Origin of the sequence: Ramlibacter sp. Leaf400, from assembly GCF_001424545.1 — a bacterium.
Taxonomy (GTDB): Bacteria; Pseudomonadota; Gammaproteobacteria; order Burkholderiales; family Burkholderiaceae_C; genus Ramlibacter.
Window position 1 is genome coordinate 202,820 of sequence record NZ_LMQL01000009.1, and the last position, 21,452, is coordinate 224,271.

A 21,452-nucleotide genomic window follows, 5' to 3' on the forward strand; every position below is an offset into this window, starting at 1 on the left:
CCCCTTCTTCCGCTTCAACTTCCCACCATTCCTTTTGCCAGGAGAGATCGAATGAGCACCACGCAACACCAGCCGAACCACCGCGTCATGCACACGATGATCCGCGTTCGCGACCTGGACGCGTCCCTGGACTTCTACACCCGCCTGCTGGGCATGAAGGTACTGCGCCGCAAGGACTATCCGGAAGGCCGCTTCTCGCTCGCCTTCGTGGGATACGGCGCGGAGATCGACCACGCGGTGATCGAACTGACGCACAACTGGGACCAGGACAAGCCGTACGAGGTCGGCAGCGGCTATGGCCACATCGCCATCGCGGTGGACGACATCTACGCCACCTGCGCCGACCTGAAGGAGAAGGGCGCGAAGCTCACGCGCGAGCCGGGCCCGATGAAGAACGACACCTTGCACCTGGCCTTCCTGCAGGATCCGGACGGCTACAAGATCGAGCTGATCGATTCCAAGACGGTCGCCGCCTGAGGAGGGACATTCGCATGATCACCTTCTACACGTACCCCGGGCCCAACAGCCGCAAGGCGCAGATCATGCTGGAGGAGTCCGGTGAAGCGTACGAGACGCGCACCGTCGACATCACCAAGGGCGAGCAGTTCGATCCCGCCTACCTGCGCATCTCCCCCAACAACAAGATCCCCGCCATCGTCGACCACACGCCCTCCGGCGACGTGCCGGTCTTCGAGACGGCGGCGATCCTGATCTACCTGGCCGAGAAGACAAGGCGCCTGCTCCCTGCCGCCGGCCCCGGCCGCATCGACGTGATGGCCTGGCTCGTCTGGGGCACCGGTGGGGTCGGCGGCACCCTGCCGCAACTGCACCACTACGCGGACCTGCCGGAACGCGTGCCGGGGACCGTGGAGCGCTTCGCCACCGAGGCCGTCCGCCTGTTCAACGTGCTGGAGCGCCGGCTCAAGGACCGGGAGTACATCTGCGGGGACTACTCCATCGCCGACATTCCCACCTTCTGCTCCGCCGCAGGCTGGCTGGGCCGCGTGCGGGAGCTTTCGGACGGCAAGCTGGGCGAGACCCCGGCCATCGACCGCTGGCTCAAGGCGGTGGCCTCGCGTCCTGCCGTCAAGCGCGTGGGGTGATCATGAGCACCGCCCCCACCACCCCCCGGGCCACGCCCTTCACGCCACGAGCGGACCAGAAAATCCTGGCGCGCATCGAACGCCGCGTGGCCGAGTTCGAATGGCCCAAGGTCCCCGCCGGCGCCGGCTGGGAGCTGGGGACCGACCCGGCGACGCTGCAGGCCGTCGTCGAGCACTGGATCAAGCGGTTCGACTGGCGCGCCGAGGAAGAGAAGCTGAACCGGCTTCCGAACTTCCTCGCGCGGGTTGGCGGGATCGACCTTCATTTCATCCACCTGCGCGCCGCCGCCAACCAGGATCGCCCGCCGATCCTGCTGCTGCATGGATGGCCGGGCAGCATCTTCGAGTACGTCGAGGTGGCCTCCCGGCTCTCCGAGGGCCCCCAGGCGCGGGATGTGGTCGTGGTGTCCCTCCCCGGTGTGGGCTGGTCCGGTGCTCCGGAGAAGCTGATGGGTCCGCGCGCCATGGCGGCGCTGATGCACCAGCTCCTGACGGAGGTGCTCGGCTACCGCCGCTACTACGCCCACGGAGCCGACTGGGGCTCGATCATCTCGGCCTGGCTCGGCTTCGACCACCCGGACGCCTGCACCGGCGTGCACATGACGATGGCCAGTCCCCGCTTCATCGCCGGCGCGGCCACCGCCCCCGAGGAGCAGCAATGGCTGGCCGGTTTCCGCGAGCGCTTCGAGGACGACGGGGCGTATTTCCGGCTGCAGACCTCGAGGCCGCTGACCGCGGGCTACGCCCTGTCGGACAACCCGGTGGGCCTGCTCGCGTGGATGCTCGAGAAGTTCGCAGCCTGGGGCGACCCGGCGGCCGGTGACAAGCGCGATCTCTACCAGGCGCCGGAGAAAGCCGCGCTCGTGATCCGCAACGCCATGCTGTACCTCGCCACCGGCAGCGTGGCGACCTCGATGTGGATCTACCGCGGCCTGGCGACGGAAGGCCCACCGGGCTATCCCGGCGGCAAGCGCGTCGAGGTTCCGGTGGCTTTCGCCGCCACCCGCGACCCCGTGTTCGTCCCCCCGCCACGCAGCCTGCTGGAGAAGGCGTACAACGTCACGCGCTGGACCGAATTGCCGGCGGGCGGGCACTTCCCGGGGTACGACGTGCCGCAGCTGCTGGCCGACGACATCGCGGCGTTCGCTGGCGGAACATGAACGATCTCGACGATCGCCAGCCTGTAAAGTACCTCCCAGTCCACGAGATCGACAGGGAGATGCAGATGCCACGGCCGGCGGCGAAACGCCCGGAAACCTCGCGCAGGAAGAACGAGAAGCGCGAGGTTCTCAATCTCTCCCACTACGTCACCTACTTCTTCACGGTCCTCGCCAACAAGCTTTCGACGGGCGCCTCCCGCCTTTACCTGAAGCGCTTCGGCATCGGGATCATCGAGTGGCGGATCATGGCGATGCTGGCGATCGAGCCGGGCATCCCGCCGGCCCGCATCACCCAGGTCATCGGCCTGGACAAGGGCGCCGTCAGCCGCGAGTCGCGCCGGCTCGAGGAGCGGGGCTACCTGGTGCTCGAGGACGTCGACGACAACCCGCGCCGCAAGAGGCTTTCGCTGACGCCCCTGGGCTACGAGCTGCACGACCAGATCATCCAGGTCGCGCTGGAGCGCGAACGCAGGCTGCTGTCGGACCTGTCAGAGGACGAGGTCGAAGTGCTGGTGGACCTGCTGGCCCGCACGACGGCCAAGATCCCCTACGTCAATGAGTACGACCCGGGTTCGACCGCCGCGGTGAAGACCTCCCCGGCCCGGCAGCGGAAGAACACGGCCCTTCGCTAGCGCGCCTTCGGCGCGCTCCCCGCTCTCATCCCACAAGGAGTGCGCATGAAGATCATCGTCGCAGGCGCCGGCATCGGCGGCCTCGCTGCTGCCCTGGCCCTGCTCCGAAGGGGCATCGACGTCGTCGTGCTCGAGCAGGCCTCGGCGCTGCGCGAGGTGGGCGCCGGCCTGCAGCTCAGCGCCAACGCCACGCGGATCCTGTTCCGCCTGGGGCTCGAGGACGCGATCATGGCGAAGGCCTCCGAGCCGAAGGGCAAGCAGGTCCGGCTCTGGAGCACGGGCCAGCGCTGGAAGCTGTTCGACCTGGCCGCCGCGTCTCGCCAGCGCTGGGGCGCCCCCTACATCACGATGCACCGAGCCGATCTCCATGCCGTGCTCGCGGCGGCCGTGCAGGCGGCCGACCCCCAGGCCATCCGGCTCGGAGCCCGTGTGCAGGAGGTGCAGCAGGACGACAACGGGGTGCGCGTGCGGACGGGATCGGGCGAAGTGTTCGAAGGCAGTGCGCTCATCGGGAGCGACGGGGTGCACTCCCTCGTGCGGCGCCAGCACTTCGGCGCGGACCAGCCCGCCTACTCCGGCATCCTCGCCTGGCGCGGCGTCATCGAGGCACGGCAACTTCCCCCCGGCCTGCGCGAACCCTACGGCTGCAACTGGGTGGGACCCGGGGCCCACGTCGTCCACTATCCGCTGCGCAACGACACGCTGATCAACTTCGTCGGTTGCGTGGAGAGCAAGGCTTGGGAAGTGGAGTCCTGGTCCGCCCGGGGCAGCCGTGACGAATGCCTGCGGGACTTCACGGGATGGCATGAAGACGTGCAGACCCTCATCCGCGCGATCGAGACCCCCTTCAAATGGGCGCTCATGGTCCGGGAGCCCATGCGGTCCTGGACCCGTGGACGCATCGCGCTGCTCGGGGACGCATGCCATCCCACGCTGCCCTTCCTGGCGCAGGGCGCGGCGATGGCCATCGAAGACGGCTACGTGCTGGCGCAGTGCCTTGGCCGGACGGGCGAGGACGTTGGCGCTCTCCTGGCCCGCTATGAAACCGCCCGCATCGAGCGGACGACGCGGATGGTGCGAGGCTCCAACGAGAACGCCAAGCGGTTCCACAACCGCGAGTTGGCGAACGCGCAGGGCGCGCAGGCGTACGTGGACCGCGAGTGGAGCGAGGACAAGGTGATGGAGCGCTACGACTGGCTGTTCCGCTACGACCCGGAGCAGGCGCTCGCATGAGCTGCCGGCCTGACCTCCGCCCCCGCCGGACACGCCCCTGACCCTCCGCCGCTTGTTGCCATGCCCCTCATGAAACTCACCACGGGGCGGATCTACTTCCGCCTCGAGGGCGAGCCCGGCCTTCCGGTGCTCGCCCTGCTCCACCCGATCGGCGCCGACCACAGCCTCTGGGACCAGGTCGTGCCGCTGCTGCTGCCCACCCACCAGGTCCTGCGTCCCGACCTGCGCGGTCACGGCGGCAGCGACACGGAGCCCGGCGACCGCTCGCTGGACCAGTTCGTCGGCGATGTCATCGACCTGTGCGGGGCTCTCGGCATCTCCTCGCTGCACCTGTGCGGGATCTCCCTGGGCGGTTTCGTGGCGGCTTCGGTGGCCAAGCGCCGGCCGGAGCTCGTCCGCTCTCTCACGCTGTGCAGCACGGCCGTGAAGCTGCTGCCTCCGCCGGGCGGCTGGGACGGCCGCGCGGCTGCGGTGCGCGCCCAGGGCATGGCGTTCCTGGCCGACGGCATGGTCCAGCGGATGGTCAGCCCCGGGCACCGGCAAGAAGCGGCCGTGGGCACGCTGCGCACGGTGTTCGTCCGGACGGACCCGGAAGGCTACGCGGGCGCATGTGCCGTGCTGGGCGAGGCCGACCTCTCGCAGATTGCGCCAGGGGTGGCGGCTGCGACCCTGATCGTGACGGGTGAGCAGGACGCACTCGTTCCCGCCGACGCCGGCAAGGCATTGCTCTCGCATCTTGCCCAAGCCGAGCATGTGAGCCTGCCCTGCGGACATTTCCCCCCCATCGAAGTTCCCGCTGCCTTCGCCCGGGAGCTCCTGCGCTGGACCGGCCAGCGCACGGGCGTCGGCGACTGCTAGAGTCCAACGTACAGACAGCACCCAAGGAGGGGCGCGAAATGGCCGAAGACTCACGAGGCAACCGCTCCGGCACGGGGGCCGCCAGCATCCTTCCCCACATCGCGGCGGAAGCGGCCGATCCGAAGAAGTGGCGGGCGACGCAGACCGTCCTGGTCGTGGACGACATGGACGGGCAGCGGTATGCGATGGCCCGCAGGCTCAAGGAGGATGGCTTCAAGACCATCGAAGCCGCCTGTGGACGCGACGCCATCGCGATGGCTGCGGCCGCGACAGCCGTGGTGCTGGACGTCAACCTGCCCGACATCAATGGCGTCGAGGTCTGCCGCGCGCTGAAAGCTGCGCGGCCCTCCCTGCCGGTGGTCCTGGTCTCGGCGGTGTACGACGGCGAGCTGCACCGGATAGCGGCAGCCACGGCAGGCGCGGACGCCTACCTTGCACCGCCGCCCACTTCGCCCAGCCTCACCGCAACGATCGACCGCCTTCTTCAATGAAGGCCAGGGTCCTGTCAAAACGATGGCTTCCATCCAACCGTCCCACGGAGACTTCATGCTGACCCGCCGTTGCATCACCCTGGCCGCCATCGCCCTGGCGGCCACCCTGCCACTGGGCGCAGCGGCCCAGGCCTTCCCGCCGACGCGGCCCATCTCCCTGCTGGTCGGCTTCGCGCCCGGGGGCGCGGCCGATGCTGCCGCGCGCCTGATCGCGAAGAAGCTCTCCGAGAACATCGGCCAGAGCGTGGTGGTCGAGAACAAGGGCGGTGCAGGGGGCAACATCGCGCACCAGCAGGCCGCGGCCGGCCCCGCCGACGGGACGCTGCTGCTGCTCGGCTCCGTGGGGCCGCTCACGATCGCGCCGCACATGGGCAAGCTGCCGTACGACCCGTTCAAGGATCTCGCCCCCGTGTCCGGCGCGGTGTTCTTCCCCAACCTGCTGGTCGTGCACCCCTCGTCGGGCATCAGGAACATGCAGGACTTCGTGGCGGCGGCGAAGAAGGCTCCCAACAGCGTCTCGTACGCCTCCACCGGCCGGGGCTCCGCGTCCCACCTGGCGGGCGAGCTGTTCGCCGCGCGCACCGGCACCGAGATGCTGCACGTGCCCTACAAGGGCGGCGCACCGGCGATGAACGACCTGCTCGCCGGCCGCTTCACGGGCTACTTCTCGGCGCCCCCGACCTCGCTTCCGCAAGTGGAAGCGGGCAAGCTGGTCCCGCTGGCGACCACGGGGCCCACCCGGCCGGCCTACATGCCCAACATCCCCACCGTGGCGGAATCCGGCCTGCCGGGTTTCGAGGCCCTGAACTGGTACGCGTTCGTGGCGTCCTCCAAGGTCCCCGCGCCGATCCTGGACCGCTACAACACCGAGATCGTCAAGGTCCTGAACGACCCCGGGGTGCGGGACGCACTGACGAAGCTCGGCCTCACGCCCCACCCCACCACGCGCCCCGAACTGCTGGACTTCATGCAGAAGGAATCCACCAAGTGGGCGCAGATCATCCGGGACCGGAAGATCACGGCCGAATAAGCAAAGGACCCGGGAGAGCGGCCATGGCGCAATCGACTCCAGGCCCCGCGGATGGCGGGAGCGACCGCGGCAGGCGTGCGGCAAACATCACGTCGATCAGTGCCGTGACGCTGGCGACCCACGACATGGCGCGGGCGGTTCGGTTCTACGCCGCGCTGGGCTTCGCGTTGCGCTACGGCGGGGCCTCCGCGGCCTTCAGCAGCTTCAGTGCCGGCAACGGCTGCCTCAACCTCACGACCGAGGGCAGCGAGCGCAGCTGGTCCTGGTGGGGCCGGATCGTCTTCCATGTCGCGGATGTCGACCTGCTCCACGCCCAGGCCCTGGCCGCCGGCCTGCAGCCCCAGGCACCGCCGCACGACGCCACGTGGGGCGAGCGCTACTTCCACATCACCGATCCCGACGGGCACGAACTGAGCTTCGCGACGCCCATCCCGTAGCGGCAGCCGAGCTACACGGCCGATACACAGACAGCCTCCGCCGACACGGCACGATTACATCGTTCCGGCAGAGTCTCCCTGAGCTTGACGCTCCATCGATGAAGGAGAACACCATGTCGGACCAGATCGTCTCCACCTTGCAGCAAGGCTTGCGCGGGCGTGTCATGGGGCCGGACGACGCCGACTACGACGCCGTGCGGGCCCTCTACAACGGCATGATCGACAAGAAGCCGCGCGTGATCGCCCGCTGCGTCGATGCGGCGGACGTCATCGCCGCGGTCAACCACGGCCGCGACCAGGGCCTGCTGATCGCGATCCGCGGGGGCGGACACAACGGGCCGGGCCTGGGCAGCTGCGATGGCGGCCTGATGATCGACCTGTCCTTGATGAAGAGCGTGCGGGTGGACCCCCAGGCCAGGACGGTGCGGGTGGACCCCGGTTGCACGTCGGGTGACGTGGACCACGCAACCCACGCTTTCGGCCTCGCCGTGCCGTTCGGCATCGTCTCGACCACCGGCGTGGCCGGGCTGGCGCTCGGCGGCGGCACCGGCTACCTCACGCGCCAGCATGGGCTGACCAGCGACAACCTGCTCGAAGTGGACATGGTGCTGGCCGACGGCAGGTTCGTGACGGCCAGCGAGCGCGAGCATCCCGACCTGTTCTGGGCCGTGCGGGGCGGCGGCGGCAACTTCGGCGTCGTGACCAGCTTCCTGTTCAAGGCACATCCGGTCCGCATGGTCTATGCGGGGCCGGTCTTCTGGGAGGCCACGCACGCGAAGGAAGTGATGAGCGCCTACCGCGACTTCCTGCCCACCGCGCCGGAAGAGCTGGGCGTGTTCGTCGGGCTCAAGACGGTTCCGCCCATGGACCCGTTCCCCAAGGACTACTGGGGACGCCGCGCCTGCGCCGTCATCGGCAGCTACAACGGCAGCGCGGCCGAAGGCGAGAAGATCATGGCCCGGCTGCTGAAGGGGCTGCCGCCGCCCATCTTCAACTGGATGAGCGAGATGCCCTTCCCGGCGATCAACTCGCTGTTCGATCCCTTCTTCCCGAAGGGCCTCCAGTGGTACTGGAAGGGTGACTTCGTCAAGACCTTGTCCGGCTCGGCCATCGACACGCACATCGCGCAGGCCGCCGCCGCGCCCAGCGACCTGTGCCTGATGCACCTGTACCCGATCGAGGGAGCGGTCAAGCGCGTCGCCAAGGACGCCACGGCGTGGAGCACCCGCGACGCGACCTGGTCGATGGTGATCGCGGGGATCGATCCGGACCCGAAGAAGGCGCAGGCGCTGAAAGACTGGGGACGCGCCTACTGGAAGGCCGTCCACCCGTTCAACCTCGAGGGGGCCTACGTCAACTTCATGATGGACGACGAGGCGGACGGCCGCGTGCAGGCCACCTACGGCGACAACTACGCGCGGCTGGCGTCCCTCAAGGCGAAGTACGACCCGAAGAACCTTTTCCGGGTGAACCAGAACATCAGGCCGGGCCAGCCCGGGTCGTAGTCGCCCAGGAGACGCAGGCCGCGCCTCCAGCCTTGCTCCGGCTCGGGACCGCCCGGTCCCGGACCGGGCTCGACCCCGACATGGCGATGCGAACCGTTGCCGTGGCCCGGAACCCATTGGCTGAACGCTAGCCGCAGGGCGACATGCATGTAGGCACCTGTCCTACTCGGCGTTGCGATGGGAAAAAAGAACATGGCCCGCATGACGCACAAGGTCAACGATGGGAAGGGGATGCGCGGCGACATCGGGCGTTATCAGCTGCAGCGCGTCTGCGCCACCGACGGGGCGGCGACCGTCCACGAAGCCATCGACACGGAATCCCGGGAGCGCGTCGCCGTCCGGCGGTGGCCCGTGGATCCCGCGCTGTCGGCCGACGCGCGCGAGCGCATTCGCGCCACCGCCCTGCAGGCGGCCGGATTGCAGCATCCGTGCATCGTCGAGCTGCACGATTTCGGCTGGGACGGGGACGGCGCGTATGCGGTGACGGCGTTCGTGGAAGGCGAGGCGCTGGGGCAGTATCTGGCCCGGGCGGGGCGGCTGCCTGCGCTGCAGGGCCTGTCGCTGTCGCTGCAACTGCTGGCCGCGCTCGCCGCCGCGCATGAACGCGGCCTGGTTCACTCCGCACTGAATCCCCAGCACGTGCTGATGGCCCGCAACGGCCAGCTGAAGATCGCCGGATTCGGCTGGTTGGCCGCCGCGGCTTCGGCCGGCCGCCGGCCCGGCGTGTTCGACGTGCCGGCGTACATGGCGCCCGAGCAGATCCTCGGGCAGCCGGCGGACTGCCGCGCGGACATCTACTCGGCCGCGATCGTGGCCTACGAACTCCTCACCGGCTCCTGGCCCTACCAAGCGCATGCGGCGCCGCGCCCTGCTCGTGCGCTGAGGTGCGAGCTTCCGGCGGCTCTGGATGCGGTGTTCGAACGTGCGCAGGCGCGCGACCCGGAGGCGCGCCACCGCAACGCCGCCGAGCTCGCGGCGGCTTTGCAGGCCGCGTTCGACATGCCTGTAGAGGAACGCGCGGTCGTTCCCGTGCGACGCCAGCGCGTGGCGCCGGCGCCGGTGGCGGTGGCGGTTGCGGTTGCGCCCGCGCCTGGATCCGAAGAGGCCGAAAGCGGGAAACCCGCGGCCGTCCGCCACCGCCCCCGCCGCGCCGGCGTGGCGCTGATCGCCGGCCTCGCGACCGCCGTCGTGCTGGGCGGGATGTTCGTGGGCGCGGGCGGGGGCGTGGAAAGAACGCGCACGGCGCTGGCCGCGCTGGACCAGGAGGCGGCTCCCGCTCCCGCTCCCGCTCCGGCTCCGGCTGCAGCTGCGGCAGCGGCTGCGGCACCGACGCCGATGACCTCGCCCGCACCGTCACCGTTGGCCGCCACGCCTGCGGCGCCGCCGGCCTTGCCGGCCGTCCATGCCGTGCCGGCCACGACTTCGATCGAAGCGCCGGAACCCGCCCAGGCCAGCGCGAATATGCAGCCCGTGCGCGGCACCGTCCCCGTTGCCGCAACCGCCCCGTCCGCCGAACCGCGCCCGCGCAGGACCATCGAACGGCCAGTCGAGCCGGGCGTGCGCGAGATCGTCGTCGCCGAGCCGATCGAAACACCGCCGCGCGAGGCGGCCGCCGAACCGGCGCCTCCGCAACCGCCCGCGCCCCGGCCGCGCGAGACCGTCGAGCGACCCGCCCCTCAGCGCACGGCCGCCACCGAACCGCAGGATCGGCCTGAACGGCCCGATCGGTCCTCCCGCGCGACAGTCGCAATGGCGGCGCCGCCCTCGCCCTCGCCGCTCAACGTGTGCCGGCAGGAGTTCTCGATGGCGCGCGAACTCTGCGTCGCCTACGAATGCGCGAGCTCCGAGTACCGCCACCACCCGGTGTGCGTGCGCATGCACGCGGACGCCATCGTCCGGCACAAGCTGACCCAGCGAAACGGGCCCTAGGAGCCCGGCCGGGCGCGCCGCGAACCCGTTGGGCAACCGCCGGGCAGTCGTCGAAGCGGACCGTACTAGGGTGGTTGCCGGAATGCGCGCATCATCCGACGCTCCGTCCCCAGCCCATGGGGGTTCACATTGCCGCTTCGAGCAGCTCTACCTCCCGATGCAGCTCATCACGACGTTCCTGTTCGTCGAGTTCCTGATCCGCGTGACGATCGGGATCATGGCGGGCGCGATGATGGTCATGACGAACGCCGGCATCACCGGCATCGTGCCGCTGACGATCTGCGTCATGTCCATGCTGCTGCTCTGGATGGAGTCCGTGCTGGGCCTGTGCGTCGGCTGCGAGATCCACGGCTTGATGGTCAGGCTGGGCTGGGTGCAGAAGGACAGCGCTTTCGAGATCTGCGCCCACGGCGCCTGCGAAGTGCCGCCGCGCTGAGCACCCAGGACGCCGGGCTCGCCGCGGCCGTCGGATTCGCAGCAGGGCTCATGGCACTTCTCCCTCCCGGCCAGGTGCCGCCGCTGCGCGGTCACCTTCCGGACGCAACAGCGCATACAGCGCAAGAATCCCCAGCAGGAGGCCCCCTGCCAATGCAGGGGCGTGCCAGTCGCTGCTGGCCACCCGCAGGCCCACCAGCAGCAGGCAGACGGCGGTCCCCGCGGCCGGCACCCAGCGCGGGATTTCGAACCGGCCCGCCGGCTCGCTCTCGCGTCCCATGAGGATGAACAGGGCGCCGTTCACGACGGCGAAGACGGCCAGCAGCAACAGCACCGAGGCCGAGGCCAGGTTCGCAACGCTTCCGAGCAATCCCAGCGGCAGCAGGATCGCCAGGAGCACGATGGCTGCGAGGTACGGGGTCCGCCTGCGTGGGTGCACGTGGCCCAGCGCTCGCGGCAGGAGCCCCTGGCCCGCCATGCCGTAGACCAGGCGGGAACTCGTGACGTAGTTGACCAGCGCCGTGTTGGCGACGGCGAACAGGGTCACCGCGGTGAAGACCCAGGGCGCGATGGCCGGCGCGGCGCGCGCGACCACCTCCGTCAGCGGCCCGGGCGCTTGCGACAGTTCGCGCCAGGGCACGACCGAAACCGCCGTGACGGCCACCGCCACGTAGATCGACGCGCCGATGAGCATCGCGGTCACCAGCGCAACGGGAATGGTGCGCTGCGGATCGCGGCATTCCTCGGCAACGTTCAGGGTGTCTTCGAACCCGATGAACGCGAAGAACGTCAGCACCGCTCCCTGCATCACGAGCAAGGCCGTGGCGTCGCCGCCGTGCAGGTCCGGGATCTCCAGCAGGTCGACCGATCCCCAATAGGGGATGCCCACCGCGATGACCAGCAGCAGACCCGCGGCCTCGACCAGGGTGAAGGCGACATTCACCCACATCGATTCCCTGATGCCGCGCAGGACCAGGGCCGCCATGACGAGCAGGAAACCGGCGCCCATGGCCCACACCGGCAGCGAAGCAGGACCGAGCAGGACGGCGAGGTTCCGGGCGAACACCTGCGACTGCGTGGCGACGGAGGCCAGGCCCGAGCAGACCACCGCCAGCCCCACGACGAAGCTCAGGAGCGGCATGCCGTAGGCCTTCTGGGCCACGAATGCAGCACCGGCGGCCCGCGGATAGCGCGAGCCCAGCGACGCGTACGACAACGCGGTCAGCAGCGCCGCCACCATGGCGACGAGGAACGACGCCCAGACGGCGTTTCCGACCTGGCCGGCCGCCTGGCCGATCAACCCGTAGATGCCCGAGCCCAGCATGCTGCCGAGCCCGTAGAGCGTGAGCTGGAACGGTCCGATCGAACGGATCAGCGCCGGGGCGGGTGGCCTGGCCCCCGTGTCAGACGGTCCGAGGGAGACTGCCACGTGACCCTCAGGCTTGGACGATCACTTTCAGGGCGCGGGTGTCCGCGGCCCGGCTGAAGGTGTCGTAGGCCTCCAGCATCTGCGTCAGCTTGAAGCGGTGGGTGATCAACTGTCCGGCGTCGATCCGTCTGGCCTGAACCGTCTTGAGCAGCATGGGGAGCGCTAGCATGGTTGATGTCTTTGGATGGGTAATTCGATAGGGGCCGCCGTAGTCGTCGCCCTCACCGTCGGCATCGCAGGCTGGAGCAGCCTCTGGTCAGTCGCCGGCGCGGCCCGAGATGCGGTTGCGCGGCAAGCTCAAGGTGAAGACGCAACCGGTGCCGGGCAGATCGCGCGCAGTGAGGGTTCCGCCGTCCAGCTCCACGCTGTCGCGGGCGATGGTCAGCCCCAGCCCGAGACCCGAACGGTCCGTGCTGCGTTGTGTGAAAGGGGTGAACATCCGCTCGATGCTTCCCTGCGGCAGCCCCCCGCAATGGTCACTGACTTCAATGCGAACCAGGGAGCCGTACGCGGATGCACTCAACGTGACCTCGCTGCCGGGCGCGGTGAACTTGATGGCGTTCTGCAACAGGTTGGCGATGGCTCCCATGATCCTGTCGCGGTCGGCACTGATCTCGATCGCCGCGTCGACTGGCGCGACGGTCAGTGCGCACCCGGTCGCCTGCGCATGGAGGGTTGCGGCCGAGGCCGCGTCGGCCACCAGCGCCTGGACGCTGAGCACCGTGCGTTGACCCAGGGCCGTGGTCCGGACCTCGCTGAGCGCCCCGTTGATCAGCCGCGCCATGGCGTGCAACGCCCGCTTCAGGACGGCACCCGTGGCGCCGGAGATCGGCAGGCTTCCGGCCTCCAGGGCCGCCAGCGCGAGCGTTCCAGACGACAGCGAATTGCGCAGCTCGTGGGCGAGGAAGCCGATCCTTGCCTCGACCGCGCGGTCCTGGTCGAGGGCGCGGGAAGCATCGCGCTGGAAGCTGAATTCGGTCACCGCGTCGGCAATGGCGTTGTCCAGGCAGCGGTTCAACGTCCGGAATTCATCGACGCCGAACGGCGCATCGCGTTCGACCGCGAGGTCGGTGATGGCCTGGCAGAGGTCTCCGTAGTCGTGGACCACTTGATCGACCGTGAACCCCAGCTCGAGCAGCTGCCTGCCGTGGGCAGTGGCACCGACGCCCATTTCCGACAGGTTGAAACTGTTGCCGCCTGCCGCACCCGAAATCACCAAGCTTTGGGCGTCATCGCCCCCCTCCTCGGCCACCAGCGTGCGCTGGAGCTGTTCGAGAAAGAGCGGGATCCCGTTCCTCAACTGGGCCTGGGTCGCAGACCGGTGCGGCCGCCGTGCGACCTTGGCCTTGCAGCGATCCAGCAGTTCGTCGCGGTTGTTGGAGATGAAGTCGTGCATCATGGCAATGCCCCTGAAAAGATGGCGCGCTCAGGCACGGACGGCCCCTGCGATGCTTGGCCCCTCCTGGAGCGTGATTGCTCCGCCTGTCCCGAGGCACGACAGTGGCCAGGTTGAGGGGGGACCTTCGACACTACTCGCTTTTCGAGCCCTGCGCGGCCGAGGCGTCGCATCACCCCGCCCTGTCGAGCGCAATCAGGCGACCGCTACCATGCTGCCGTGGACCCGGACTCGGCGCTTGACAGGAATCCAGCACTTTCTTGGGCGCTTGCCGTTGTCGCCCCCAGTGCTGCTACTGCCGCGAGCCATGTGTTGGATGGCGCGCTCTCCTTGGCTGGCTTGGCCATGATCTACATGGTCGCGGTAGCGGCATCCTCGGCCATCCTGCCGCGAGGGCCTGCCGCTTTGTCAGCGTTGCTGTCGGTCACCGCGCTGAACATAGGCTTCGTTCCTCCCAGGGGGTCGCTAACCGTCAGCGAACCCGAGTATTGGTGGATCCTGGCAGCGCTACTTGGCCTCTCGTTGGGACTCGGAGCCTTGGTGAGATCGCTCCGCAGCAAGCGTGCAGATGCCGAGACGGGCCGCTCGCGGGCATCGCAGCAGCACCGCTTGAGCGAAGCAATGGCCGCTGCCGATGGAACCGAGCTCCTCGCGCGGACCGCAGCCAGGTGCATGCGGGAAGTGACGGCAAGACCCTGTGCAATCTACCTGCGCCGGCCCGAGGGGGACGGCCTGCTGATGTATGCAGACCCCGAAGCAGAGCAGTTCGACGATCGCGCGGCGGCATGGGCGATCGACAATGGTCGCTCCGTAGGCGCCGGCTCCCTGAACTGGCCGGAACTTGCGGTCTGGTGTGCTCCATTCGCGCGCGTGCGCGCTGCCGGTGCCGTGCAAGTCCAGACCGGCGCAGGCCAAGGCCCCACACCACCGGAGGCCGAGCATTGGTCGGCGCTGGCCCGGCAGGCGGGGCTTGCCATCGAACGCGAGCGGGCCTCTGTCGCCGCGGCGCACGCGGAGCAAAGCGCCAAGGCGGAGGCGGCGCGCAATACGCTCCTCGCCTCCCTGTCCCACGACTTGCGCACGCCGCTCGCGGGCATCGTGGGCAGCGCGAGCGCTTTGCGCTCCCAAGGCGCCGACCTTACGGAGCTTCAGCGGGCCACGCTCTTGGACAACCTCGAGCACGAAGCGCGGGACCTGGCTCTCATGGCCGACAACATCCTGCAGACCGCCCGGCTCTCCCAGCCGCAGATCGATCTGGCCACGCAGTGGGAGTCGGTCGACGACGTGATGGGTGCCGCCGTGACGCGCGTGCGCAGGCGCTGGCCCGGCGCTTCCATCCAGCTGAAGGTTCCGCGGGACCTGCCGCTGGTGAAGGTCGAAGCCGGCCTGCTCGCGCAGGCGGTTGCCAACCTCGTCGATAACGCGGTGCGCCATGGCGGCGACCCTCCCCGGGTCGTGGTGCAGGCGGGCCGTACCGACGAAGGCATCTTCATCGCCGTGAGGGACCACGGGCGCGGACTTCCCCCCGGGAATGCCGCCGAGCTCTTCCAGCGCTGGCGCCGCGGACAGGCCAGCCACGCGGGGGGCTCGGGGTTGGGGCTCGCGATCTGCCAGCTGGCGGCCGAGGCGCACGGCGGTTCCGTCAGCGCAAAGGATTGCGCTGTCGGGGCGGAGTTCCGGATGGACCTGCCGGCTTCGGAAAAGCTGGAGGGCGCCGCGTGAGCGCGTCCTCGATCCTGGTGCTGGAAGACGAGGCGGGAATCTCCCGATTCGTGTGCGCGAGCCTGAGCGCAGCCGGCATGGCGCCCCGCGCCGCCGGCTGCGTCGCGCAAGCCGAGAGGGAGCTGGCCGCGGCCCCCGCCGACCTCCTCATCGTCGACCTTGGACTTCCAGATGAAGACGGCATCTCCTTCATCTCCCGGTTGCGCCGGTCCAACCAGGTGCCGGTGCTCGTGCTCTCGGCCCGGTCCCAGGAAGCGGACAAGATCAGGGCGCTCGATGCGGGAGCAGACGATTACCTGGCCAAGCCCTTCGGGGTAGGCGAGTTGCTGGCCAGGGTGCGGGCGATGCTGCGGCGCGCCGGCGCACCGCCAAGATCGACCCAGACCGTCAGCGTCGGCGGCCTCGAGTTCGACCGGGCGGCCCGGGAGCTCAGACTGGACGGGGAACTCGTTCGGCTCACGCCGCGCGAGATGGCGCTCTTCGAGGCGCTCGCGAGGTCCCCTGGCAAGGTTTTCACCCATCGGCAGCTGCTGGCGCAAGTCTGGGGCGCAGAGCAGGTCGATCAGCTGCACTACCTGCGCATCTACATGGGACACCTGCGCGCCAAGATCGAGGCGGACCCGGCGGAGCCCCGGTACCTCCTCACCGAACTCGGCGTCGGCTACCGCCTGGCAGACGAATAGGCGCTCCACCGACCGGCCGCGGGCTCGGGGACGTTTATGCGCTTTTTATGCGGTCCGGGCGACAAACGCCCCGCGTTGGCCCGCGAGGTCCGCGAAAGGTCCTCGTGGGTGCCAGCGCAACAGGACCACGCGTGCAGAACAACAGATCTTCCTTGGCCGCCCTCACCCTGGGCGCCTTCGGCGTTGTCTATGGCGACATCGGCACCAGCGTGCTCTACGCCCTCAAGGAGGTGTTCGGAACCGGACACGTGCCCTTCACGCCTGCCAACGTGTACGGCGTGCTGTCCCTCTTCTTCTGGACCATCACGGTCATCGTCTCGCTGAAGTACGTCTCGCTCGTGCTCCGGGCGGACAACAACGGCGAAGGAGGGCTCGTGGCCATGCTTGCCCTGGCGTCCCAGTCCGTGAAGGACAGGCCGAAACTGCGCGCCATCCTCCTGCTCATCGGCATCTTCGGCACCTGCCTCTTCTATGGGGATGGCGTCATCACGCCTGCCATCTCCGTCCTTTCCGCCGTCGAGGGCCTGGAGGTCGTCGCGCCGCGCTTCAAGGACTGGGTCATCCCCCTCACCATAGCGATCCTCTTCGGCCTCTTCGCCGTGCAAAAGCGCGGCACCAGCGGCATCGGCCGCTTCTTCGGCCCCATCACGCTCGTGTGGTTCCTGACACTCGCGGCGCTGGGCATCTGGCAGATCGCCGACCACCCCGAGATCCTCACCGCGCTCAGTCCGCACCACGCGCTGCGGTTCATGCTCGTCAACCCCGGCACAACGTTCATCATCCTGGGCGCGGTGGTCCTGTGCGTCACGGGCGCCGAGGCGCTTTACGCGGACCTGGGGCACTTCGGCAAGACGCCGATCCGCCTCGCCTGGTTTACCGTGGTGATGCCGTCGCTGACCCTCAACTACTTCGGGCAGGGAGCGCTCCTCCTGTCCAACCCCGAGGCGGTGAAGAACCCGTTCTACATGATGGCTCCCGATTGGGCGCTGCTTCCACTGGTGGGGCTGGCCACCGTGGCAACGGTCATTGCTTCGCAGGCCCTCATCACGGGTGCGTTCAGCGTGACCAAGCAGGCCATCCAGCTGGGCTACCTGCCCCGGCTCCAGATTCGCCACACCAGTGTGCGTGAGATCGGGCAAATCTACCTGCCCGCAGTGAACTGGGGGCTCTTCGTCGCCATCGTCATGGCCGTGGTCCTCTTCCGGTCTTCGAGCAATCTGGCGGCGGCCTACGGCATCGCGGTGACGCTCGACATGCTGATCACGACGGTGCTCACCTTCTTCGTCATCCGCTACGGGTGGGGCTACCCCCTCGCGCTCTGCATCGCGGCGACAGGCTTCTTCTTCGTCGTCGACATCGTGTTCCTCAGCTCCAACCTGCTCAAGTTCGTGGACGGCGGCTGGTTCCCGCTGGCGATCGGCGCCGCAATCTTCACACTCATGACCACCTGGAAATCAGGCCGGCAGATCCTGCACGACAAGCTGCGGGAGCAATCCCTGGAGCTCGAGCCGTTCCTGCAGAGCGTATTCGACGCGCCCCCTGCCCGCGTGGAAGGAACAGCCGTCTTCCTCACCGCGGACATCGGCACGGTGCCGAACGCCCTGCTCCACAACCTGAAGCACAACAAGGTCCTCCACGAGCACAACGTTTTCGTGACGGTGCAGGCCCACGAGGTTCCGTGGATCCAGATCGACAAGCGCGCCGAGGTCAAGTCGCTGGGCAACCATTGCTGGCAGATCGTGCTGCACTACGGGTTCAAGAACGACCCGAACGTGCCGAAGGCACTGGGGCGGCTGCGCGAGCTGGGCTGCGACCTCGATCCCATGGCCACCAGCTATTTCCTCTCCCGCGAGGTGGTGGTCCCCACCATCGGCGCGGGCATGGCGCAGTGGCGCGAGAAGCTCTATGCCCAGATGCACCACAACGCGAGTGCGGCTGCGGACTTCCTGATGCTGCCGAACAATGCCGTCGTCGAACTCGGATCCAAGATCGAAATCTGAGAGAACCAGATGGCCATCCAGCCCGGCGACATCGTTGAACCGAGGTGTGGCGGCCCGCCGATGAAGGTGCGGTTCATTGCGAAGAAATTCGCCCTCTGCTCCTGGGTGGACTTGACTCGCGGCAGGCGTCGCGTCGATCTGTTCCGCCTTGACGCTCTGCGGGTCCTGGACAGAGTTCCAGACCAGCCACTACGCGGCGACCGGCCGAGAGATGAGGAACTATAAGAAGGGGCCCTGGTAGCAAAGCAGGGCTGCTCCTGGCCGAAAGCAGACAGTCCCTGTAGACCCAGAGCAGACACACGAGAGTGGCGCCCGACCAGGGCCCCTGTTTCGCTCATCTTGCCCATCGGTCACTCTCTGCGCGATGCCTGCGCCCGGCTCCGATACGATGGCCCCCGCCCCATCACGGCCGCACCCCTTTCCATGCAACTCAAATGGCTCGAAGACCTGCTCGCCCTGCAGGAAGCAGGCAGCATCGCCCGGGCCGCCCAGCGCCGCCACGTCACCCACCCCGCCTTCGGCCGCCGCCTGCGCGCCCTGGAGGCCTGGGCTGGCACGGCATTGATCGAGCGCGACGCGGCCACCCTGCAGTTCACCCCCGCCGGCGAAGCCATGCTCGACGCCGCGCGCGAAGCGATTGCCGCGCTGGCTGCGGTGCGGCAAGGCGCACCGAAGGACGGCGAGGACGAGAGCGTGCACATCGTCACCGGGCGCACCCTCGCCCGCACGCTGATGGCGACGTGGTACGCGCGCACGCAGCCCCTCTTCGGACCGCGCAAGCTGCAGGTGTCGACGATGGCCGTGCAAGACGCCATGGGCGTGCTCGAAGCGGGGAACGCGCAGTTCCTCCTGATCTACTACCACCGCATGCTGGTCACGCGGCTCGACCACCGGCGCTTCACGCACCTGCGCCTGGCCGACGAGATGCTGGTCCCCGTGAGCTGCGCCACGCCGGACGGGCGGCCCATGCATCCGCTGTCGCGGCGCAAGGCGACGCCCCGGATCTCGTACGCCGGCAGCCTGGCGATGGGCCGGCTGGTCCACGACCACCTGGGCAGCCACCCCCGCGCGCCCCTGCTCCACACTGCGCTCGAGGTCGACAGCGCCGATGCGGCACACGAATTCGTGCTGCGCGGCTTCGGCCTGGCTTGGCTGCCGCGCTCGATGGTCGCGGCCGACTGCCGCCAGGGCCGCATGGTCGAGCTCGGCGACAAGAGCCACGCCGTGCCTCTGGAGGTGCGGCTGTACCGCTCGCGTAACCCGCTCGGCCCGCTGGCCGAAGCGCTGTGGCAGGCCACGGTCGACGCCGGCGGCATCTGATCCCTTCCGTGCCGAACCGGCACGGAGAGCGCTCCTTCCGTGCCGAACAGGCACTCCTGCGCTGCAGAGCCCCGGCATCATCGCGCTCGACTGCCACTCCTCCGAATCGAGTCTCGAGAATGTTCAAGCTCCGCAGAGCCCTGCTCGCGCTCGGCGTCCTTTGCGCCTGCGCCCCTTCCGCCTTCGCCCAACCGGACGCCTTTCCCAGCCGCCCGGTCACGATCGTCGTGGGCTACCCGCCCGGCGGTTCGACCGACCTCGTGGCCCGCGTGGTCGCCGAGGAGATGGCCAAGGTGCTCAAGGCCACGCTGGTGATCGAGAACCTGGGCGGCGCCGGCGGCGCGCTCGGCGCCCAGAAGGTGGTGAGCGCCAAACCGGATGGCTACACCCTGCTGGTGGGTGTGAACAACGAGATCGTGATCGCGGAGTCGATCAACAAGAACCTGAAATACAAGGGCGCGCGCGACCTCGAGCCGCTGGCGCTGCTGGCCGCGCAGCCCCTGGTGCTGGTGGCGTCGCCCAAGGCGGAAGTGCGCACCACCGCCGAGTTCGTGGACGCGGTGAAGAAGGCGCCCGGCAAGCACTCGTTCGGCAGCTCCGGCATCGGTACCTCGCTGCACCTGCTGGGCGAGCTGGTCAAGGAGAAGGCCGGGCTCGACCTCCTGCATGTTCCGTACCGCGGCGTCGCCCCGCTCACGTCCGACCTGCTGGGCGGCAACATCCATTTCGGGGTGTTCGTCATGTCCTCTGCGCTGCCGCACATCAAGGCGGGCAAGCTGGTGCCCCTCGGCATCAGCGAAGCCAGGCGCTCCAGCATCACCCCCGAGATCCCGGCGCTGGCCGAGCACCCGGCCATGAAGGGCATCGATCTGAGCAGCTGGTTCATGCTCGCCGGACCGAAAGGCATGCCGAAGGAGGTGATCGCGAAGCTGCGCGCCGCGGCGCAGGAAGCCCTGAAAGCGCCGGCCGTGCGCCAGAAGCTGCAGGATGCGGGTGCCAGCGTTCCCGCGCCGGTGGCGGACCTGCCGAAGTTCATGGTGGAAGAGACCGGGAAGTTCCGCCGCATCGCCGACACCGCGAAGATCGAGCAGTGATGCGCGAACCTGAATTCCGACTGGCGCCGCCGGACCTGGGCCGCTGGCGCCAGGGCAACACCCGCACGGAAGGCGTGTGGCAATTCCAGTCTGCCGAGCCCGGCCCGCGCGTGACGATCACCGCGCTGATCCACGGCAACGAGCTGTGCGGCGCCTGGGCGGTGTCGCAGCTGTTGGCGGTGCTGGAAGGCGGCACGAAGCTGCGCCGCGGCCGGCTCACCCTGGCCCTGTGCAACCTGCGCGCCTTCGAGCGCTTCGATGCGGCCCAGCCGCATGCCTCTCGCTTCGTCGAGGAAGACCTCAACCGGCAGTGGAGCCCGGACCGGCTCGCCAGCGGCAGCAGCCTGGAACGCCGTCGGGCCGCCGAGCTGAAGCCCTGGCTGGAGGACGCGGACTTCCTGCTGGACCTGCACTCGATGCACGAGGAAGGCTCCGCGCTGCTGCTCACGGGCATGCAGCCGCGGCACGTCGACTTCGTGCGCGCACTGGGCGTGGCCGGCACCGTCATCGTCGACCCCGGCCACGCCGAGGGCAGGCGCCTGCGCGACTTCGGCCCGTTCGGCAGCGATGCGGGCGATGCCCGCTCGGTGCTGATCGAGTGCGGCTACCACGGCGACCCCGACAGCCGCCTGGTGGCGCAGGACGCCGTGCACCGCCTGCTGGCGCTCACGGAAGTGATGGACGTGCAGGACCTGCCGCCGCAGTGGCGCCTCGACCGGCCGCCCGCGCAGTGGTCGCTGGAGGTCACCGACGCCATCGTGGCCGAGACCCTGGACTTCCGCTTCGCGTTCACGCCCACCGACCTGCAGGTGATCGAACGCAAGGGCACCGTGATTGGCCACGAACAAGGCCGCGAGATCGTCACGCCGTACGACGACTGCGTGCTCGTGATGCCCTCGCTGCGGCAGCTGCGTCCCGGCGTCACCGTCGTGCGCCTGGCTCGCCGCCGTTCCATGAAGGCCGCGACCGCCTGACGAATCTCCCCAGCTGTTCCC

At 69.0% G+C, this 21,452-nt stretch carries 21 protein-coding genes; 18 read left to right on the forward strand and 3 right to left on the reverse strand.

The features are described 5' to 3' along the window. The first annotated feature begins 51 nt into the window (after nucleotides 1–51). From gloA to ASG30_RS09240, 12 genes are all read left to right on the forward strand, one after another. Complete coding sequence (gene gloA / locus ASG30_RS09185; RefSeq protein ID WP_055895162.1) at nucleotides 52–477, forward strand: lactoylglutathione lyase; 426 nt, start codon at nucleotides 52–54, stop codon at nucleotides 475–477. A 14-nt stretch (nucleotides 478–491) separates the two neighbouring features. Continuing rightward, entirely contained in the window at nucleotides 492–1,103 is a 612-nt protein-coding gene (locus ASG30_RS09190) for a glutathione S-transferase family protein (protein WP_055895166.1), read from the forward strand. Nucleotides 1,104–1,105: 2 nt separating this feature from the next. Next, the gene (locus tag ASG30_RS09195; protein ID WP_156385469.1) at nucleotides 1,106–2,263 is read left to right on the forward strand and encodes an epoxide hydrolase family protein; all 1,158 of its coding nucleotides are present in this window, start codon (nucleotides 1,106–1,108) and stop codon (nucleotides 2,261–2,263) included. After that, on the forward strand, nucleotides 2,260–2,895 hold the full coding sequence (locus ASG30_RS09200) for a MarR family winged helix-turn-helix transcriptional regulator (RefSeq protein WP_235579762.1): 636 nt from the start codon (nucleotides 2,260–2,262) through the stop codon (nucleotides 2,893–2,895). Before ASG30_RS09195 ends, ASG30_RS09200 begins: the two co-directional genes overlap by 4 nt. A 45-nt stretch (nucleotides 2,896–2,940) precedes the next feature. After that, on the forward strand, nucleotides 2,941–4,128 hold the full coding sequence (locus ASG30_RS09205; protein WP_055895168.1) for an FAD-dependent monooxygenase: 1,188 nt from the start codon (nucleotides 2,941–2,943) through the stop codon (nucleotides 4,126–4,128). A 69-nt stretch (nucleotides 4,129–4,197) separates the two neighbouring features. Continuing rightward, nucleotides 4,198–4,986, forward strand: a complete 789-nt coding sequence (locus tag ASG30_RS09210) for an alpha/beta fold hydrolase (RefSeq protein ID WP_055895170.1) — start codon at nucleotides 4,198–4,200, stop codon at nucleotides 4,984–4,986. A gap of 38 nt (nucleotides 4,987–5,024) precedes the next feature. After that, entirely contained in the window at nucleotides 5,025–5,477 is a 453-nt protein-coding gene (locus ASG30_RS09215) for a response regulator transcription factor (protein ID WP_055895172.1), read from the forward strand. A gap of 55 nt (nucleotides 5,478–5,532) precedes the next feature. Continuing rightward, entirely contained in the window at nucleotides 5,533–6,507 is a 975-nt protein-coding gene (locus ASG30_RS09220) for a Bug family tripartite tricarboxylate transporter substrate binding protein (RefSeq protein WP_055895174.1), read from the forward strand. Between the two features lie 104 nt (nucleotides 6,508–6,611). Beyond that, nucleotides 6,612–6,944: a VOC family protein gene (locus ASG30_RS09225; RefSeq protein WP_442965678.1), complete on the forward strand. Its 333-nt coding sequence runs from the start codon at nucleotides 6,612–6,614 to the stop codon at nucleotides 6,942–6,944. 113 nt (nucleotides 6,945–7,057) lie between these two features. Continuing rightward, nucleotides 7,058–8,449: an FAD-binding oxidoreductase gene (locus ASG30_RS09230; RefSeq protein ID WP_055895864.1), complete on the forward strand. Its 1,392-nt coding sequence runs from the start codon at nucleotides 7,058–7,060 to the stop codon at nucleotides 8,447–8,449. Nucleotides 8,450–8,650: 201 nt separating this feature from the next. Then, nucleotides 8,651–10,378 carry a serine/threonine-protein kinase gene (locus ASG30_RS09235; protein WP_055895175.1) on the forward strand — a complete coding sequence of 576 codons (1,728 nt, stop codon included), beginning with the start codon at nucleotides 8,651–8,653 and terminating at the stop codon, nucleotides 10,376–10,378. Between the two features lie 157 nt (nucleotides 10,379–10,535). Further along, the gene (locus ASG30_RS09240; RefSeq protein WP_055895178.1) at nucleotides 10,536–10,814 is read left to right on the forward strand and encodes a DUF4395 family protein; all 279 of its coding nucleotides are present in this window, start codon (nucleotides 10,536–10,538) and stop codon (nucleotides 10,812–10,814) included. A gap of 48 nt (nucleotides 10,815–10,862) precedes the next feature. On the opposite strand, the gene ASG30_RS09245 is transcribed toward ASG30_RS09240, so the two are convergent. The 3 genes from ASG30_RS09245 to ASG30_RS09250 form a co-directional block, all read right to left on the reverse strand. Next, complete coding sequence (locus ASG30_RS09245) at nucleotides 10,863–12,242, reverse strand: APC family permease (protein WP_055895180.1); 1,380 nt, start codon at nucleotides 12,240–12,242, stop codon at nucleotides 10,863–10,865. 7 nt (nucleotides 12,243–12,249) lie between these two features. Continuing rightward, nucleotides 12,250–12,396: a hypothetical protein gene (locus ASG30_RS22485; protein ID WP_442965679.1), complete on the reverse strand. Its 147-nt coding sequence runs from the start codon at nucleotides 12,394–12,396 to the stop codon at nucleotides 12,250–12,252. A gap of 102 nt (nucleotides 12,397–12,498) precedes the next feature. Further along, complete coding sequence (locus tag ASG30_RS09250; RefSeq protein ID WP_327212919.1) at nucleotides 12,499–13,641, reverse strand: sensor histidine kinase; 1,143 nt, start codon at nucleotides 13,639–13,641, stop codon at nucleotides 12,499–12,501. A gap of 216 nt (nucleotides 13,642–13,857) precedes the next feature. Between ASG30_RS09250 and ASG30_RS09255 the strand changes: the two genes are divergently transcribed. The 6 genes from ASG30_RS09255 to ASG30_RS09280 all read left to right on the forward strand — a co-directional run bounded on the left by ASG30_RS09255 (nucleotide 13,858) and on the right by ASG30_RS09280 (nucleotide 21,431). After that, nucleotides 13,858–15,360, forward strand: a complete 1,503-nt coding sequence (locus ASG30_RS09255) for an ATP-binding protein (protein WP_082521998.1) — start codon at nucleotides 13,858–13,860, stop codon at nucleotides 15,358–15,360. Continuing rightward, a complete protein-coding gene (locus tag ASG30_RS09260; protein ID WP_055895185.1) occupies nucleotides 15,357–16,043 on the forward strand; it encodes a response regulator in 687 nt (228 codons plus the stop codon). Before ASG30_RS09255 ends, ASG30_RS09260 begins: the two co-directional genes overlap by 4 nt. A gap of 131 nt (nucleotides 16,044–16,174) precedes the next feature. Further along, on the forward strand, nucleotides 16,175–18,043 hold the full coding sequence (locus ASG30_RS09265) for a potassium transporter Kup (RefSeq protein ID WP_055895187.1): 1,869 nt from the start codon (nucleotides 16,175–16,177) through the stop codon (nucleotides 18,041–18,043). 423 nt (nucleotides 18,044–18,466) lie between these two features. Next, nucleotides 18,467–19,363, forward strand: coding sequence for a LysR substrate-binding domain-containing protein (locus ASG30_RS09270; protein ID WP_055895188.1), 897 nt, complete (start codon nucleotides 18,467–18,469; stop codon nucleotides 19,361–19,363). A 119-nt stretch (nucleotides 19,364–19,482) separates the two neighbouring features. Further along, on the forward strand, nucleotides 19,483–20,457 hold the full coding sequence (locus tag ASG30_RS09275; RefSeq protein WP_055895190.1) for a Bug family tripartite tricarboxylate transporter substrate binding protein: 975 nt from the start codon (nucleotides 19,483–19,485) through the stop codon (nucleotides 20,455–20,457). Continuing rightward, nucleotides 20,457–21,431, forward strand: a complete 975-nt coding sequence (locus tag ASG30_RS09280; protein WP_055895192.1) for a succinylglutamate desuccinylase/aspartoacylase domain-containing protein — start codon at nucleotides 20,457–20,459, stop codon at nucleotides 21,429–21,431. Before ASG30_RS09275 ends, ASG30_RS09280 begins: the two co-directional genes overlap by 1 nt. Nucleotides 21,432–21,452: the final 21 nt, after the last annotated feature.

Coding starts and splice junctions, on each gene's coding strand:
- gloA (WP_055895162.1), top strand. CDS start 52: ATGAGCACCACGCAACACCAGCCGAACCACCGCGTCATGCACACGATG.
- ASG30_RS09190 (WP_055895166.1), top strand. CDS start 492: ATGATCACCTTCTACACGTACCCCGGGCCCAACAGCCGCAAGGCGCAG.
- ASG30_RS09195 (WP_156385469.1), top strand. CDS start 1,106: ATGAGCACCGCCCCCACCACCCCCCGGGCCACGCCCTTCACGCCACGA.
- ASG30_RS09200 (WP_235579762.1), top strand. CDS start 2,260: ATGAACGATCTCGACGATCGCCAGCCTGTAAAGTACCTCCCAGTCCAC.
- ASG30_RS09205 (WP_055895168.1), top strand. CDS start 2,941: ATGAAGATCATCGTCGCAGGCGCCGGCATCGGCGGCCTCGCTGCTGCC.
- ASG30_RS09210 (WP_055895170.1), top strand. CDS start 4,198: ATGAAACTCACCACGGGGCGGATCTACTTCCGCCTCGAGGGCGAGCCC.
- ASG30_RS09215 (WP_055895172.1), top strand. CDS start 5,025: ATGGCCGAAGACTCACGAGGCAACCGCTCCGGCACGGGGGCCGCCAGC.
- ASG30_RS09220 (WP_055895174.1), top strand. CDS start 5,533: ATGCTGACCCGCCGTTGCATCACCCTGGCCGCCATCGCCCTGGCGGCC.
- ASG30_RS09230 (WP_055895864.1), top strand. CDS start 7,058: ATGTCGGACCAGATCGTCTCCACCTTGCAGCAAGGCTTGCGCGGGCGT.
- ASG30_RS09235 (WP_055895175.1), top strand. CDS start 8,651: ATGACGCACAAGGTCAACGATGGGAAGGGGATGCGCGGCGACATCGGG.
- ASG30_RS09240 (WP_055895178.1), top strand. CDS start 10,536: ATGCAGCTCATCACGACGTTCCTGTTCGTCGAGTTCCTGATCCGCGTG.
- ASG30_RS22485 (WP_442965679.1), bottom strand. CDS start 12,396: ATGCTGCTCAAGACGGTTCAGGCCAGACGGATCGACGCCGGACAGTTG.
- ASG30_RS09250 (WP_327212919.1), bottom strand. CDS start 13,641: ATGATGCACGACTTCATCTCCAACAACCGCGACGAACTGCTGGATCGC.
- ASG30_RS09270 (WP_055895188.1), top strand. CDS start 18,467: ATGCAACTCAAATGGCTCGAAGACCTGCTCGCCCTGCAGGAAGCAGGC.
- ASG30_RS09275 (WP_055895190.1), top strand. CDS start 19,483: ATGTTCAAGCTCCGCAGAGCCCTGCTCGCGCTCGGCGTCCTTTGCGCC.
- ASG30_RS09280 (WP_055895192.1), top strand. CDS start 20,457: ATGCGCGAACCTGAATTCCGACTGGCGCCGCCGGACCTGGGCCGCTGG.